Source organism: Sutcliffiella cohnii (genome assembly GCF_002250055.1).
Classification (GTDB): domain Bacteria; phylum Bacillota; class Bacilli; order Bacillales; family Bacillaceae_I; genus Sutcliffiella; species Sutcliffiella cohnii.
In genome coordinates, this window is the sequence record NZ_CP018866.1 from 3,195,343 (window position 1) to 3,211,231 (window position 15,889).

The 15,889-nt window shown below is 36.7% G+C and carries 11 protein-coding genes, 1 other RNA gene, 1 pseudogene and 2 other annotated features (1 of these 15 cut by a window edge); of the genes and pseudogenes, 3 read left to right on the forward strand and 10 right to left on the reverse strand.

All coding sequences use genetic code 11. The features are described from left to right. Nucleotides 1–175 (forward strand) — a binding site (T-box leader); it begins 37 nt to the left of the window's first position. Nucleotides 176–285: 110 nt separating this feature from the next. Beyond that, nucleotides 286–1,974, forward strand: coding sequence for an arginine--tRNA ligase (gene argS / locus BC6307_RS16075; RefSeq protein WP_066414906.1), 1,689 nt, complete (start codon nt 286–288; stop codon nt 1,972–1,974). Between the two features lie 75 nt (nt 1,975–2,049). Further along, the gene (locus BC6307_RS16080) at nt 2,050–2,703 is read left to right on the forward strand and encodes an RsfA family transcriptional regulator (RefSeq protein ID WP_066414909.1); all 654 of its coding nucleotides are present in this window, start codon (nt 2,050–2,052) and stop codon (nt 2,701–2,703) included. 248 nt (nt 2,704–2,951) lie between these two features. On the opposite strand, the gene BC6307_RS16085 is transcribed toward BC6307_RS16080, so the two are convergent. The 6 genes and pseudogenes from BC6307_RS16085 to BC6307_RS16110 all read right to left on the reverse strand — a co-directional run bounded on the left by BC6307_RS16085 (nt 2,952) and on the right by BC6307_RS16110 (nt 7,937). Then, entirely contained in the window at nt 2,952–3,716 is a 765-nt protein-coding gene (locus BC6307_RS16085; protein WP_066420795.1) for a tRNA threonylcarbamoyladenosine dehydratase, read from the reverse strand. A gap of 119 nt (nt 3,717–3,835) precedes the next feature. Next, nucleotides 3,836–3,967, reverse strand: a pseudogene (locus BC6307_RS16090) (VOC family protein); the annotation flags it as partial. 88 nt (nt 3,968–4,055) lie between these two features. Then, a non-coding RNA gene (ssrS, locus tag BC6307_RS16095) (6S RNA) lies at nt 4,056–4,246 on the reverse strand. Nucleotides 4,247–4,313: 67 nt separating this feature from the next. Then, on the reverse strand, nt 4,314–6,086 hold the full coding sequence (gene aspS / locus BC6307_RS16100) for an aspartate--tRNA ligase (protein WP_066420797.1): 1,773 nt from the start codon (nt 6,084–6,086) through the stop codon (nt 4,314–4,316). A 2-nt stretch (nt 6,087–6,088) separates the two neighbouring features. Beyond that, complete coding sequence (gene hisS, locus BC6307_RS16105) at nt 6,089–7,369, reverse strand: histidine--tRNA ligase (protein ID WP_066420799.1); 1,281 nt, start codon at nt 7,367–7,369, stop codon at nt 6,089–6,091. Nucleotides 7,370–7,458: 89 nt separating this feature from the next. Beyond that, nucleotides 7,459–7,695, reverse strand: a binding site (T-box leader). Nucleotides 7,696–7,763: 68 nt separating this feature from the next. Next, complete coding sequence (locus BC6307_RS16110) at nt 7,764–7,937, reverse strand: RNA polymerase subunit sigma-70 (RefSeq protein ID WP_066420800.1); 174 nt, start codon at nt 7,935–7,937, stop codon at nt 7,764–7,766. Nucleotides 7,938–8,086: 149 nt separating this feature from the next. Between BC6307_RS16110 and BC6307_RS16115 the strand changes: the two genes are divergently transcribed. Continuing rightward, nucleotides 8,087–9,814: an N-acetylmuramoyl-L-alanine amidase family protein gene (locus tag BC6307_RS16115; RefSeq protein WP_066420801.1), complete on the forward strand. Its 1,728-nt coding sequence runs from the start codon at nt 8,087–8,089 to the stop codon at nt 9,812–9,814. Between the two features lie 47 nt (nt 9,815–9,861). On the opposite strand, the gene dtd is transcribed toward BC6307_RS16115, so the two are convergent. The 4 genes from dtd to recJ all read right to left on the reverse strand — a co-directional run bounded on the left by dtd (nt 9,862) and on the right by recJ (nt 15,648). Continuing rightward, on the reverse strand, nt 9,862–10,308 hold the full coding sequence (gene dtd, locus BC6307_RS16120) for a D-aminoacyl-tRNA deacylase (protein WP_066420804.1): 447 nt from the start codon (nt 10,306–10,308) through the stop codon (nt 9,862–9,864). Between the two features lie 14 nt (nt 10,309–10,322). Continuing rightward, nucleotides 10,323–12,518, reverse strand: a complete 2,196-nt coding sequence (locus tag BC6307_RS16125) for a RelA/SpoT family protein (protein ID WP_066420805.1) — start codon at nt 12,516–12,518, stop codon at nt 10,323–10,325. A 254-nt stretch (nt 12,519–12,772) separates the two neighbouring features. Beyond that, nucleotides 12,773–13,285 (reverse strand): adenine phosphoribosyltransferase, encoded by a 513-nt coding sequence (locus BC6307_RS16130; RefSeq protein ID WP_066420807.1) that lies wholly within the window; start codon nt 13,283–13,285, stop codon nt 12,773–12,775. A 14-nt stretch (nt 13,286–13,299) separates the two neighbouring features. Next, complete coding sequence (gene recJ / locus BC6307_RS16135) at nt 13,300–15,648, reverse strand: single-stranded-DNA-specific exonuclease RecJ (protein ID WP_066420808.1); 2,349 nt, start codon at nt 15,646–15,648, stop codon at nt 13,300–13,302. Nucleotides 15,649–15,889: the final 241 nt, after the last annotated feature.

Here is a 15,889-nt window from a genome sequence, read left to right on the forward strand (position 1 = left end):
AGCTTATAGCGAGTTAGGGATGGTGGAAGCCTAACAGCTCTTGTAAAAGGAAGCGCACTTCTGAGAAGCTATCTTGAAGTTTAGTATGGATAGCCGGGGATTTTACCTCGTTAACAAATAAAGCTGGTTCGTATGAACAATGAGAGTGGTACCGCGGGTGAATCTCGTCTCTATATATTTAGAGGCGGGATTTTTTTGTTGTCCTTTAAATTTACTTCGAACATGAACGAGCAACAACAGTTGAGTAAAATCAAAAAAGAATGAAAAAGATGGAGGTTATAAAAGATGTATAAAAAGTTAGTAGCAGAACAAATTTATCCGCACATTCAACAATACGTAACCCTTGATGAAGTGGAAAGTTTAATAGAAAAGCCAAAGTATGTAGATAAAGGCGATATTGCTTTTCCTTCGTTTACACTTGCGAAGCATTTGAAAAAAGCTCCGAACGTAATTGCGAAAACATTAGCCGAAAAATTGAACCATCCTTTATTTGAAAAAATAGTAGCTGACGGTCCATACGTTAACTTTTTTTTACATAAACAAGAGGTAAGTAAAACTGTGTTAACGACTGTATTAAAAGAAGGCAAAAATTACGGCAAAGTGCCTCTAAGTCAAGGGGAAAACATTACGATTGATTTATCATCACCTAATATTGCGAAACCATTTTCGATGGGTCATTTACGATCGACTGTTATCGGAAATGCGATTGCGAACATTTCCGAAAAATGTGGATATACACCAATTCGAATTAACCATTTAGGTGATTGGGGTACACAGTTCGGTAAACTAATTGTAGCTTATAAAAAGTGGGGAAATGAACAGGCAGTTAAAGAAAACCCGATTACAGAGTTACTAAAATTATATGTTCAATTTCATTCAGAAGCAGAAAAAGACACTTCTTTAGAAGATGAAGGACGCTTATGGTTTAAAAAGCTTGAGGACTATGATGAGGAAGCTACTCATCTTTGGGAATGGTTCCGTAATGAATCGCTAAAGGAATTCAACAAAATTTACGAGCTTCTCCAAATTAAATTTGATTCTTATAACGGTGAAGCTTTTTACAATGACAAAATGGAAGAGACAATTCATTTATTGCAAGAGAAAAATCTACTAGAAAGTTCTGATGGAGCAGAAGTAGTTTCGTTAGAAGAATATTCCCTTCCTCCGTGTTTAATTAAAAAGTCAGACGGCGCAACCCTTTATGCGACGAGAGACTTAACGGCTGCGCTTTATCGTCAACAACATTACGGCTTCCAAAAAGCTGTTTATGTTGTAGGTCATGAACAAAGTCTACATTTTCAACAAATATTTAACGTGTTAAAAAAGCTTGGGTTCCATTGGGCTAATGAAATGGTACATGTTCCGTTTGGATTTATATTAAAAGACGGTAAAAAAATGTCCACTCGTAAAGGGAAAATTGTTTTACTAGAGGAAGTTATTAACGATGCTATTGAACTTGCAGCTAAAAGCATTGAAGCCAAAAACCCTTCCCTTCCCGAAAAAGAAGAAGTCGCAAAAATAGTCGGCGTTGGAGCTATCATTTTTCATGATTTAAAAAATGAACGAATGAACAATATTGAATTTTCGTTAGAGGAAATGTTAAAGTTCGAAGGCTCAACAGGACCTTATGTTCAATATACTCATGCACGTGCTTGCTCGATATTAAGAAAAGGATCATCATTTAAAGAAGCGGCGGCTCTTACTGGCTTACAAGATGAACATAGCTGGAATGTTGTGAAACTATTAATAGAGTTCCCTTCTGTCATAGAAAAAAGTTTCATAAACTATGAACCTTCCCAAGTTGCTAAATATGTGATAGACCTTGCTCGTGAATTTAATAAATATTATAGTCATGTGAAAGTATTAACGGAAGATGAACAAATCGCAAGTCGTCTAGCACTTGTTCAAGCGGTAACAATTGTTCTAGAGGAAGGTTTACGACTACTAGGAATCCAAGCTCCGAAAGAAATGTAAATTTCCGTATATTCTCCCTTCAATTTGGAAATACTATTGAAAAAATTGTCCGTTTTTGGGAGGGAGTTTCATAAAATGAAAGTACGTCAAGACGCATGGTCTCATGAAGAAGATTTGTTATTAGCAGAAACAGTATTACGATATATACGTGACGGTGGTACACAATTAGGTGCCTTTGAAGAAGTAGGAGATAAATTAAACAGAACATCTGCTGCTTGTGGTTTTCGTTGGAATGCAGAAGTTCGTAAAAAATATGAACACGCTGTTGCAGTTGCCAAAAAACAACGAAAAGAAAAGAAGCGTGCGTTAGATAAAATGAAAAAATCTCAGCAATCAACTGACGCCAATTCTATGGAAGTGGAATTAATTCCTGCAGTTAATAATGCTATAAAGAGGCCGAAAAAAGAAGAACCGCTTTTAACGATTGAATTGTCAGAAGAAGTGGCTCCAGTTAAATATAGCGCCGTTACTAACCAACTAACTTTAGACGACTGTATACAATTTTTACAAACCTATCAAAAAGAGTCTTCGTATCAAGATACGATGCAATTAGAAAATGAAAGATTAAAGAGAGAAAATCAAGCATTACAACAAAAAAATATGGAGTTACAGCAACAGCTAGAAAAACTAGAAAAACAGCAAGATGTCATACAAGAAGATTATCAAATGTTAGTAAAAATAATGGAACGAGCTAGAAAACTAACAGTATTAGAAGACGAAGTAATGTAAATACAAAAGCGGAGGCGGCTCGCTCAGGTCCAATCAAACTGGAGCTTTTCCGCAGGAGATAAAGGAAACACTGCGAGCGATAGCGAGTCGATGTTGACTTATCGTACGGAGGAAAAGTGAAGTTTGAGCCGGACCTAGCCACCGGAGCTAGACGGATCAAAAGCGGGGGCGCATCGCTCTAACCCGTACAAAACATTATTCTGAAAAAAATTGGGAGGTTGCTAAAAATGCAACCTCCCTTCTTCTTTTTATTGCTCGCCTACACGATGAATTTTCACGTCTGAAAGTAATTCAGTTACAACATGTCCTGCCATAATAAGTCCTGCAACGGACGGAACAAATGCGTTCGAGGACGGTGGCATTTTTGCTTTACGAATTGGTGCATCCTTCTTTCCAACTGTTTCATTTATATCTTCACGGGTAACAATTGGCTTCTCATCGGAAAACACTACTTTAATTCCTTTTTTAATTCCTTCTTTTCGAAGACGCACACGAATAACCTTAGCAATTGGATCTGTATGCGTTTTTGAAATATCTGCAACTTGGAAACGAGTAGGATCCATCTTATTGGCAGCTCCCATACTAGAAATAATCGGGATCTTTCGTTTCAAACACTCTTTCATTAAATGAATTTTGTACGAAATAGTGTCTGATGCATCAATAACAAAATCAGGTTTATAGTTAAAAAAGTCTTCATACGTTTCCTCTGTGTAGAACATTTTTAACGAAATAACTTCACATTCTGGGTTTATATCTGCAATACGCGCCTTCATTAAATCAGCTTTCGGCTGTCCAACTGTTGACAATAAAGCAATAACTTGACGATTGACATTTGTAATATCGACATCGTCCTTATCTACTAATATTAAACGGCCAACACCGGAACGTGCTAGTGCTTCAGCAGAGAATGACCCAACTCCGCCGATACCTAAAACAGCAACTGTACTGTTTTTTAATATTTCTACTCCTTCTTTACCTATTGCTAATTCATTACGAGAAAACTGATGTAACATAAAATATCCTCAACTCCAAATTTCATATCTATGTTTGAATTGTTCCCGAAAATGAATATAACATACTTTTTATTAAATGTAAGTATGCCGATAGGATTTTTTTAGTTCTTTTCATCATAAAATTTCATATGTGGTTTAGCTTCCTTATATTCATTTCCTTTTACAAGTAGCTTTGCTCGAAAAACTTGTTCATAAAAAGTAATCGATGTATTTAAATTAGAGACAGAAAATAATAAATGATTAATTTTCATCTTGCTCACTCCAATTTATTAGTAATGTTATGAAAATAAAAAAACACATGATTCTATCTCCAAATCATGTGTTAGTAGTCGTATGTATGCAAGTCCCAATAGTGCCGTCGTCGATGCCTTCGTTTTGAACCCGCTACAAGCAGGTGGGTGCTCTGTTTCAAGCATTTGTACGTCCTACTCGTAGGTAGGCATGTACGCAGCTTTTGAAAACTCCGAGCTCCCGTATAATCTATTGTTCGGTCAAAACAATAGGTTATACGACGAACACATCAGGACTTGAATAACTTGTTGTTTGTATCATATCATACAGAAAAAACGTCTGCAAGGTACGTTCGTATGGGAAATTTTACTCTTTTTCTACATTTAACGACAGCGATAGTTCCGTTAATTGACTAGTAGCTACTGGACTTGGCGCTTCCGTTAATAGACAGCTTGCGCTTGCTGTTTTAGGGAACGCAATCGTATCACGTAAGTTCGTGCTACCAGCGAGTAACATTACTAGTCTGTCTAAACCTAGAGCAATTCCACCATGTGGAGGTGTACCGTATTCAAATGCTTCTAGTAGGAAGCCAAACTGTTCTTGTGCCTCTTCTTGGCTAAAACCTAATACGTTAAACATTTGTTCTTGAATTTCACGCTCGTAAATACGAAGTGATCCTCCACCTAGCTCATATCCGTTTAATACTAAGTCATACGCTTGTGCGCGAACTTTGCCTGGGTCAGTATTAAGCAGTTCTAAATCTTCCCTAACTGGCATTGTAAATGGATGATGTGCTGCAAAGTAGCGACCAGCTTCTTCATCGTATTCTAATAACGGCCAATCAGTTACCCAAAGGAAGTTAAATTTAGACTCATCAATCAGCCCTAGCTCTTTCCCTAACTTTAATCGTAGTGCTCCTAACGCATCGGCGACTACTGTTATTTTATCAGCAACGAAAAGTAGTAAATCCCCTACATTCGCCTGTAACGTTTGTTTAAAGCTTGATTGCTCTTCTTCGTTAAAGAATTTTGCAATTGGACCTTTCAATCCATCTTCTTCTACTTTCATCCAAGCTAATCCTTTTGCACCGTAACGACTAACAAACTCTGTTAAAGCGTCAATATCTTTTCTAGAATATTTAGCACCGCCACCAACTACATTAATAGCTTTTACTTGACCACCATTGGCAACCGCAGCACTAAATACTTTGAACCCACTATTTTTCACTTGTTCAGAAAGGTCGATAAGCTCCATTTCAAAGCGAGTATCTGGTTTGTCGGAACCGTAGCGACTCATTGCTTCGTCATATGTCATACGTGGAAGCGGTGTTTCAATATCGACTCCTTTTGTTTCTTTCATTACTTTTATCATCATGCTTTCCATCATGCCAATGATTTCTTCTTGTGATAAGAAAGAAGTTTCAATATCGACTTGAGTAAATTCAGGCTGGCGATCAGCGCGTAAATCTTCGTCGCGGAAGCAACGAGCGATTTGGTAATATCTCTCTACTCCAGATACCATTAGTAGCTGCTTAAAAATTTGTGGAGATTGCGGCAATGCGTAAAATTCACCTGGATGCACACGGCTCGGCACTAAATAGTCTCGAGCTCCTTCTGGTGTACTTTTCGTTAAAATAGGTGTTTCAACTTCCATAAACGCTTCTTCGTTTAAAAATTCACGAATAGACTTTGTTACTTCATGACGCATTTTTAATGTATTAAACATTACTGGACGTCGTAAATCTAAATAGCGATATTTTAATCGAACATCTTCATTAACATCACTTTTATCATCGATAACAAAAGGTGGATTTTTGGCTGCATTTAAAACTTGAACCTCATCAGCTGCAACTTCTACTTTGCCTGTTTTTAAATTAGGGTTAATTGTTCCCTCTTGACGAGCTAACACTGTTCCCTTGATATAAAGTACGTATTCGTTACGGACAGATTCCGCTATCGTTAATGCTTCTTTAGAAACATCCGGGTTAAATACAATTTGAACGATACCAGTACGGTCGCGAAGGTCAATGAAAATTAGCCCACCTAAATCACGTCGCTTTTGAACCCAACCTTTTAATTCCACTTGCTGTCCAATCGATGTTTCTGGAACTTCGCCGCAATAAAATGTTCTTCCTTGCATTTTTATCTCTCCCCACTTTTCTTTTCCGATATATATGTGACAAGCTCACTGAAGGATACTTCTTCTTGTTCACCTGTTTCCATCGTTTTTACTGAAACTACACCTTTATTTAATTCATCATCGCCGAAAACAACTGTGTAACTTGCTTGAAGACGATCTGCTGCTTTAAATTGCGCTTTTAGCTTTTTATCTTGATAGTCTTTTTCCGCTACAATACCAGCTTTTCTTAAATCGTAGAGCACTTTTACACTAGCTTCTTTCGCTTCTTCTCCTAACGCCACAACGTAGCAATCAATCTTATCTTCAAATGGAAATGAAACATTTTCTGCTTCCATCGCTGAGAGTAATCGTTCAATACTTAATGCGAAACCGATACCAGGTGTTTCAGGTCCACCAATTTCTTGAACGAGTCCGTTATAGCGTCCACCACCACATAATGTTGTAATAGAACCGAAGCCTTCAGAAGTACTCATGATTTCAAAAGCTGTGTGGTAGTAGTAATCTAAGCCTCGTACTAAGTTCGCATCAATTTCGTATTGAATACCTAAATCAGATAAAAACTTTACTACTTTATCAAAATATTGTTTTGATTCGTCGTTTAAATATTCTAAGATGGATGGAGCAGTACCCATTAACTCGTGGTCTCTATCTTTTTTACAATCTAAAATACGTAAAGGATTTTTTTCTAATCGAGACTGACAGTCCCCACAAAACTCAGTAATTCTTGGTTTAAAGTGATTTACTAACGCTTGACGGTGTGCATCACGGCTTTCTTTATCACCTAAGCTATTGATCACTACCTTTAAATTTTTCAGCCCTAAGCTTTTATATAAATCAACTGCTAGTGCGATAACCTCCGCATCAATACTTGGATCATTACTTCCTAATGCCTCTACACCAAACTGAACGAATTGGCGAAAACGGCCTGCTTGTGGGCGTTCATAACGAAACATTGGACCGATATAAAAAAGTTTCGTAGGTTGTTGCGGATTGCCATATAATTTGTTTTCTACGAAAGAACGAACAGCAGAAGCAGTACCTTCTGGACGTAGTGTAATACTTCTTCCACCACGATCTTCAAAAGAATACATTTCCTTTTGAACAATATCAGTCGTATCCCCTACACCTCTTAAAAACAATTCCGTATGCTCAAACATTGGCGTTCTAATTTCTTTATAGTTATATAATTTACAAATTTCTTTTGCTTTTTCTTCGATGTATTGCCATTTTTCTACTGTACCAGGTAAAATGTCTTGCGTTCCCCTAGGTATTTGAATTGACATTAATAGCCCTCCTAAAGTTTTTTCTCCGTAAAGTCAAGGAATGAAAATATATGTAAATATACAAAAAACCCCCATCCCTTGTTATAAAAACAAGGGACGAGAGTTAAATTCCCGTGGTGCCACCCTAATTGAAGCTTTTAAAAAAAGCCTCCACTTAAGCAGTTAACGCCTGCAACGTTCATTTCCTACTAAAACGTACGTCTTTTCAGAAAGAATCCTACGGGGTGTTCTTTCATAAAGTCATGTTGGAGAAATGCTTTCAGCCTACGACATTTCCTCTCTTTCCAAATGGATCTTTATTACTCTTCCCCATCAAACGGACAATATTTTCTTATAATAATTAAAGTTTGATATTTGCTAGTATATACACCGCAAATCGGAAATGTCAATAGTATTACATCCGATTAATCTGTTTTTTTAATGCTTTCACATCTCTAACCGTAATTCCAAACTCTGACGCAAGCTCTACATATGTAGAATCTTTCTCTTTTTCTAAAAAGTTGTGAAAGCTTACCCCGAATATGTTATTTCCATTTATACTTTGGTTATGTTTTTCACTAAATTTCATGGTGTAACGCTCCTTTTCCTCGACTAAGTGCTATAACTTTTATTATGGCCAAACAACCTATTTTTCTTTCAAAAAAAGAAGGAAATCTCCTTTCATTGTCGAATTACATTTAACTGATGCTTTACAAACAGATTAGGAGGAAAACAGCTTTGTATAGAAAGTTAAAAGTAATCATCGCCTTAGCCATCATTTTAACGTCCTTTTTATATCCGCTTTCCAGTAACAAAGTAGAAGCGAGCCAGGCCGTTAGAGTCGCTACAGATGTATTAAATGTTCGAGAGCAGCCGTCGACTAGTTCTGCGATCGTGACAAAGGTAAAACGTGGAGAAACATACCCACTCGTCACGAAGCAAAAAGAATGGTACAAAATTAAAGTCGGAAATAAAGAAGGATGGGTTGCCTCTTATCTTGTTGTTGAAACAAATTCTGTTTCTTCAAATGCTAATAATGGGGTAAAAATATTAGCTGATTCACTACGTGTTCGTTCAGGCCCTGGAACAAACTTTTCCATAGTTGCTTTTGTTCATAAAAGCAGCACCGTAACGTACATAGAAGAAAATGAGAATTGGGTAAAGATTCGCGTTGATGGAAAAGATGGTTGGGTTTCTAAGCAATATGCATCTATTTCGAAAACGTCAACGACTCCTTCCACCTCCAATTCAAGTAATAGTTTTGTTGGTGAAGTTACAGCAACGAGCTTAAACGTACGTAGCGAACCTTCCTCACAAGGTAAAGTTGTTGGAAGTGTAAAAAAAGGACAGCAAATAACAGTTTTAGGCCAGCAAGGAAGTTGGTATAAAATTCAACACTCCAATCAGCAAGCTTGGGTTAGTAGCGAATACGTGAAAACAACTAGTACACCTAGTTCCAATTCATCTTCACAAAAAACAAATGCAGTCGTTACTGCTTCTAGTTTAAATGTTAGAAGTGAAGGATCACTGAACGGAAAAGTTGTAGGGAGTTTAACTAGAGGGGCAAATGTCACGATCGTAAATGAACAAAATAGCTGGGCAGAAATTGAGTATAGTGGTGGCAAAAAAGGTTGGGTAGCCGGCTGGTACTTAGAGAAAAAGGCAGCATCTACTGTAAAACCTCAAGCTAACACAACTGGAAATGTTGTCGTTTTACATAATGGGACAAATATTCGCTCCCAAGCAAATACAAGTTCCTCCGTCGTTGCGAGAGCAAATGAAGGAGACACATTTCAAATTGTTTCTGTCGTAAATGATTGGTACAAAATAAAGCTTTCTAACGGGAAAGAAGCTTACATTGCTGGATGGATTGTAAGTACGTCTGGAACAACCCAATCTATTACTAGACCTGGAAGTGAGCAATATTTAAAAGGGAAGACAATTGTAATCGATCCTGGTCATGGAGGTAGAGATGTTGGTGCAATCGGAGTTAGTGGTCGATATGAAAAAGATTTAACGATGAGAACTGCTAATTTACTTGCTGACAAATTAAAAGCTGCAGGTGCTAATGTTCACTTAACGAGAAGCAACGATACATTCCTATCACTTCAAGGACGTGTACAAACTTCTCACTATCATAAAGCGGACGCATTTCTATCACTACACTACGATAGCATAAACGACCCTAGTGTAACTGGAACAACAACTTACTATCATCATGCTAGCCATAAAAAGTTAGCCGATGCTGTTCATTCTTCGCTCATTCAATCAACGAAATTGCGTGACCGAAATGTTCGTCAGCAAAGCTTTTTTGTATTAAGAGAAAATAGACAACCTTCTATCTTACTTGAATTAGGTTATATTAGTAATCGTGCAGAGGAACTAACATTACAATCTAGCGATTACCAAGAGAGAGCTACTACTGGTATTTATCAAGGATTAGCACAATATTTCAAATCCAATTAATCAAATTAGAAAAAAAGCAAGCTTCCCAATGAAGGGAAACTTGCTTTTTATTTTTCTTTACTTTCTACAATGAGGGTAACTGGCCCATCATTGACGAAGTCGACTTCCATCATTGCACCAAATGTACCAGTTTCTACTGTTATTCCTTTTTCACGAAGTTCTTTATTAAAAGAATCGTAAATAACCGTTGCATGCTCTGGTTTCGCCGCACTCATGAAGTTAGGTCTTCTTCCTTTACGACAATCACCATATAACGTAAACTGCGAAACAGAAAGTATTCCACCCTTCACATCAAGCAACGATAAATTCATTTTATCATTTTCATCTTCAAAAATACGTAAATTAACAATTTTGTCAGCGAGATATGCTGCATCCTCTACTGTATCATCATGTGTCACACCAACAAGTAGCATTAATCCATGATCAATACTTCCTACTACTTCATTTTCAACAATTACTTTTGCTCGTTTTGCTCGTTGTACAACAACTTTCATTCCAATTCCCTCTTTTAATGCATTAGTCTTCTAACTGAATAAATATCTGATATTTGCTTAATACGGTCCACAACTTTTTGGAGGTGGCTGACATTTTTTATTGCAATAGCCATATGAATTGTAGCCATTTTATTGCGGTCAGAACGACCTGAAACAGCCGTAATGTCTGTTTTCGTTTCATTTACTGCTTGTAGTACTTCGTTTAATAAACCACGGCGATCATATCCAGAGATTTCAATTTCAACATTATACTCTCTACTTGATTTAACATCGCTTTCCCACTGCACTTCAATTAAACGCTCATTTGCATCTGGACTAACTACATTAGGACAATCGTCTCTATGAACAGAGACTCCTCGACCTCGCGTAATAAAACCAACAATATTATCTCCTGGCACAGGGTTACAACATTTGGAAAGGCGTACTAACAGACTATCAATTCCTTGAACAACGACACCCGCATCTTTTTTCTTTTTCGTATCAGGCCTGCGTTTTTCGATTGGTTCAGCTAAATCCGTTAACTGTTGTTCTTGGTCACGTTTTTTACGTAATTTTTCCGTTAAACGGTTTGTTACTTGTAAAGCAGTAATCCCATTATATCCAACCGCAGCAAACATATCTTCATCGTTTGCAAAATTAAACTTCTCTGCTACACGTTTAATATTTTCAGCAGTTAATACTTCTTTTACGTCAAAATCTTGATTTTTTATTTCTTTCTCTACAAGGTCACGGCCTTTTTCCACATTTTCTTCTTTACGCTGTTTCTTAAAAAATTGTCTTATTTTATTTTTCGCTTGTGATGTTTGCGCTAATTTCAACCAATCTTGACTTGGTCCATAAGAATGTTTAGATGTTAATATTTCAATAATATCGCCCGTTTTTAATTTATAATCAAGCGTGACCATTTTGCCGTTAATTTTTGCACCAATTGTTTTATTTCCAATTTCCGAATGTATTCGATAGGCAAAGTCAATTGGAACGGAACCAGAAGGTAGCTCGATTACATCTCCTTTTGGAGTAAAAATAAATACCATATCGGAGAATAAGTCAATTTTTAACGACTCCATAAATTCTTCTGCATTTGTTGCATCATTTTGCCATTCTAAAATTTCACGGAACCAAGTTAATTTTTCTTCAAAAGAGGCTCGCTCATTTGCTGGTTTTCCTTCTTTGTATGCCCAGTGGGCGGCGATACCAAACTCTGCAATTTGATGCATTTCTTCTGTTCGAATTTGTACTTCTAATGGGTCACCCTTTGGTCCAATAACAGTCGTATGCAAAGACTGGTACATATTTGGCTTAGGCATCGCAATATAGTCTTTAAAACGACCAGGCATTGGCTTCCAACACGTATGAATAATCCCTAGTACTGCGTAACAATCTTTTATACTCTTTACGATAATCCGAACAGCTAATAAATCATAAATTTCTGTAAACTGTTTATTTTGAAGAACCATTTTGCGATAGATGCTATAAATATGCTTTGGTCGACCGGAAAGCTCCGCACGAATGTTAACCTCTCCTAAACGGTCACGAACTTCTTGCATTACTTCTTCCACATATTCTTCACGTTCCGCACGCTTTTTCTTCATTAAGTTAACAATTCGATAATATTGTTGAGGGTTTAAATATCTTAGTGCAGTATCTTCTAATTCCCACTTTATTTTTGAAATCCCTAAGCGGTGAGCTAGTGGCGCAAATATTTCTAACGTCTCATTAGAAATACGACGCTGTTTTTCTTGAGGTAAATGTTTTAACGTACGCATATTATGAAGGCGGTCAGCAAGTTTGATTAAAATAACACGAATATCTTGAGCCATCGCAACAAACATTTTCCTATGGTTTTCCGCTTGTTGTTCTTCTTTTGATTTAAATTTTATTTTACCAAGCTTTGTTACACCATCTACTAGCATGGCAACTTCCGCATTAAAAGCATCGCTTATTTCTTCTAACGTTACACTTGTATCTTCCACTACATCATGAAGAAATCCAGCTGCTATCGTGGATGGATCTAAATCTAAATCGACTAAAATACCAGCGACTTGAATCGGATGAATGATATAAGGCTCACCCGATTTACGGTATTGTTCTGCATGAGCATTTTTTGCGAAGTTGTATGCTTGCTCTAAAAATATAATATCTTCATCTCGCAAATAACGTCTCGCATTATTAATTACTTGCTCTGCAGTTAAAACTTGCTCATTGGCCATTTTTATACTCACCTTTTAACCATCTATTTTTTATTATTATTTATATATAAACACCAATCTTTGTATTTTATAAATAATTGTATATTGTAATTATTATCATTAAATTTCAACGCAATGTAAAGGGCTTCTGCAAAGAAAATAGAAATTTGTCGACAAATTTTTTAAGGCAACAGTGTAAAAAATAGTAAAAACACTCTTTCCTAGAGGTATATAGAAAAAACTAGAGTGAAATTTTCCACTCTAGTTGTAAATTATTAATATTTCATTAACGTTAAAATGTCATAGCCGTCTAATTTAGTGCGACCGTCTAAGTATGATAGTTCGATAAGGAAAGCAATACCTGCCACTACCCCACCTAGTTCTTCCACGAGCTTAATTGTTGCTTCAATCGTACCACCTGTCGCTAATAGGTCATCTGTAATTAATACGCGTTGACCTGGCTTAATAGCATCTCTATGAATCGTCAATACGTCTTTACCGTACTCAAGACCATATTCAACTCTTACTACTTCGCGAGGTAGTTTTCCTTCTTTACGGACTGGCGCAAAACCAATACCTAAAGAGTAAGCAACGGGACATCCAATAATAAACCCTCTTGCTTCTGGCCCAACGATTAAATCAATTTCTCTTTCACGAGCATATTCAACAATTTTATCTGTAGCATACTTATATGCTTCACCATTATCCATTAATGTTGTAATATCCTTAAATTGAATGCCCGGTTTTGGCCAGTCAGGTACTATCGTTACATATTTCTTTAAATCCATCTTCTTTATTCCTCCTATGAATAAACGGTTCGTAGTTCGTTTACATGCTCATCAAACCACGTTTTTAATTGGTGATACGTTGAGTATAAAAATTTATTTTCCAACTCTATTTGCTTTTGTTTCTTCTGGTAGGTTCGCGATTCTGTTAAGTCTCGTTTCATGGACCCACTATTTAATGAAATAAAGCCATTGTCTATTGTAACAAATTCTAATTCAAAAAACACCTGTGATATAAAATCTACTGTTTCTTTTGACCAACCTCTAGTTTTTGCGATATCTTCTGCATATCGATTTAAATCGATTGATCCTTTTTTCATAATTAAGCTGTAAAACCACTTAAAATGGTCACGAGTAGGAATTGTGGAGAAAAAGTGATTTTCTCTTTGGTAAAAGCTGGCATATATTCGGGTTGGTTTAGCTAGTTTAATTAACGAAATTAACTGTTCTTCATCAGTTGGTAAATCTAATAATATTAAATGCGTTTCCTCCGAAAAACGATAATTTTCTATATCAACTATATGCAATGAATTACTTTTCCACTCTTCTGCAATAGGCAAGTCGTGTAACGCCTCACTCGAAAAATGAACTAACCTTGCTTTTTCTTTATTTAATTGTTTTAACGTATTGGATAACTGTTTACTAGAACGGATATCAAATAATTGCCATTCGTCTATTTTGATATCTTGAATAAACAACTGTGGTTTCCTTATATTATTCCATTCATTAATCGATAACTCACCTAAAACATGAATTTTACAACTTGGTGATATTTCATGATATGCATCCCCAAATCCAAAGCCTACACAATCTAACGATTCGTTATTTTTTTCAATCATTAATTTAAGATGTGTATTATTACTTCCAATTTGTCGTATTTGTTGAAGAGATGCATTCGGAACAACTACTTTTGGTTTAGGATTAGCAACTCCATACGGAGCGAGTCTTTCCAGTTGTTCAATCGTTTGCAGCGAAATGTCTTCTAGTTCGCATTGCATATCAACATCTGTAATAGGAATAAAATCCTCTTCTGTTAATATCTCACTAGCTTTTCTATTCATTCGAGTGCGTAGCTCATGAACATTTTTCATTTCTAACGTCATCCCAGCAGCCATTGGATGTCCACCGAAATGCGGTAATATATCACGGCAATCGGATAAATGTTCAAAAAGATCAAATCCCTTAATCGAGCGAGCTGATCCTTTCGCTAAACCAGTTTTATCATCAAGACTTAAAACGATTGTTGGACGATAAAACTTGTCCACTAATCTTGAGGCAACAATTCCGATAACCCCTGCATTCCAATCATAACCTTCCACAATAATGAAAGAATGCTCTTCTGGAGGATATTTTTCTTCTACTTGTTTTATCGCTTCTTCTGTAATTTTAGCAACAATTTGTTGTCTCTCTTTATTATAACCATCTATTTCTTCTACTAACGCAACTGCTTCCTCATAAGTAGTTGCCATTAATAGATGAACAGCAGGATCCGCATCTGCTAGCCGACCAACTGCGTTTATTCTAGGACCGATTGTAAAGCCAATTGTTTCTTCTGTAATATTGGCCATGTCCACACCGCACTTTTGAAATAAAGCACGTAATCCCGCTCTTGTTGTACTCTTCATTTGACGAATACCACGATACGCGATTAATCGATTTTCCCCGGTTAAAGGGACTAAATCAGCAATTGTTCCTATCGCTGCAATTTCTATTAAATGTTCTGGTACTCTACCGAGCAGTGCATGAGCTACTTTAAAGGCGACTCCTACTCCAGCAAGCTCTTTATAAGGATAAGAGCATGTTGTTTTTTTCGGGTGAATAATAGCATACGATTCTGGTAATGTTGGACTTGGTTCATGGTGGTCAGTAATAATTAAGTCAAGACCTAACTCTTTCGCAACTTCCCCTTCATGGTGAGCAGAAATACCTGTATCAACTGTTATGATTAACGTATAATTCTGTTCCTTTGCCCATCGAAAGGCTGTTTCGTTTGGTCCATAACCTTCTGTAAAACGATTAGGTATATAAAAGTCCGCTCTTGCCCCGATTTCTTGAAGTGCTGTTAATAAAACTGTCGTACTGCTTACACCATCAGCATCATAGTCACCAAAGACAAGAATTTTTTCTTCTTTCTGTACAGCGGTTTTGATTCTTTCTACTACTTTTTCCATATCTTCTAATAAGAATGGATCGTGAAAATCCATTTCATTAATATTAAGGAAAGATGAGGCTTCTTCTACATCTTCAATGCCTCTATTGACTAAAAGAGTAGCAATTAGAGGTGTTACCTTTAATGTGTCTACTAGCTCTTTCACTTTTTCTTCATTTGGCTTTTTTATATTCCAACGAGATTTTGATAATAACACCGAAACTCCCCCCAACCTTCATTATTATACTAGAGAGGAATTAGGCGTTCAATGAAAAATAGTTGGGAGAAAGGAAATCGCAATTAGAACTAAGGCATTGCTTTTTGTTATTTACGTTTAAAGTTAGTCCGTTTCACTTCGCTACAGACACTTGCTTTCCGCGGGGAGGGAGTCGAGCCTCCTCGGCTTCGCCTGTGGGGTCTCGACCTTCCCTCTACCTCCCGCTGGAGTCAAGTGTCTT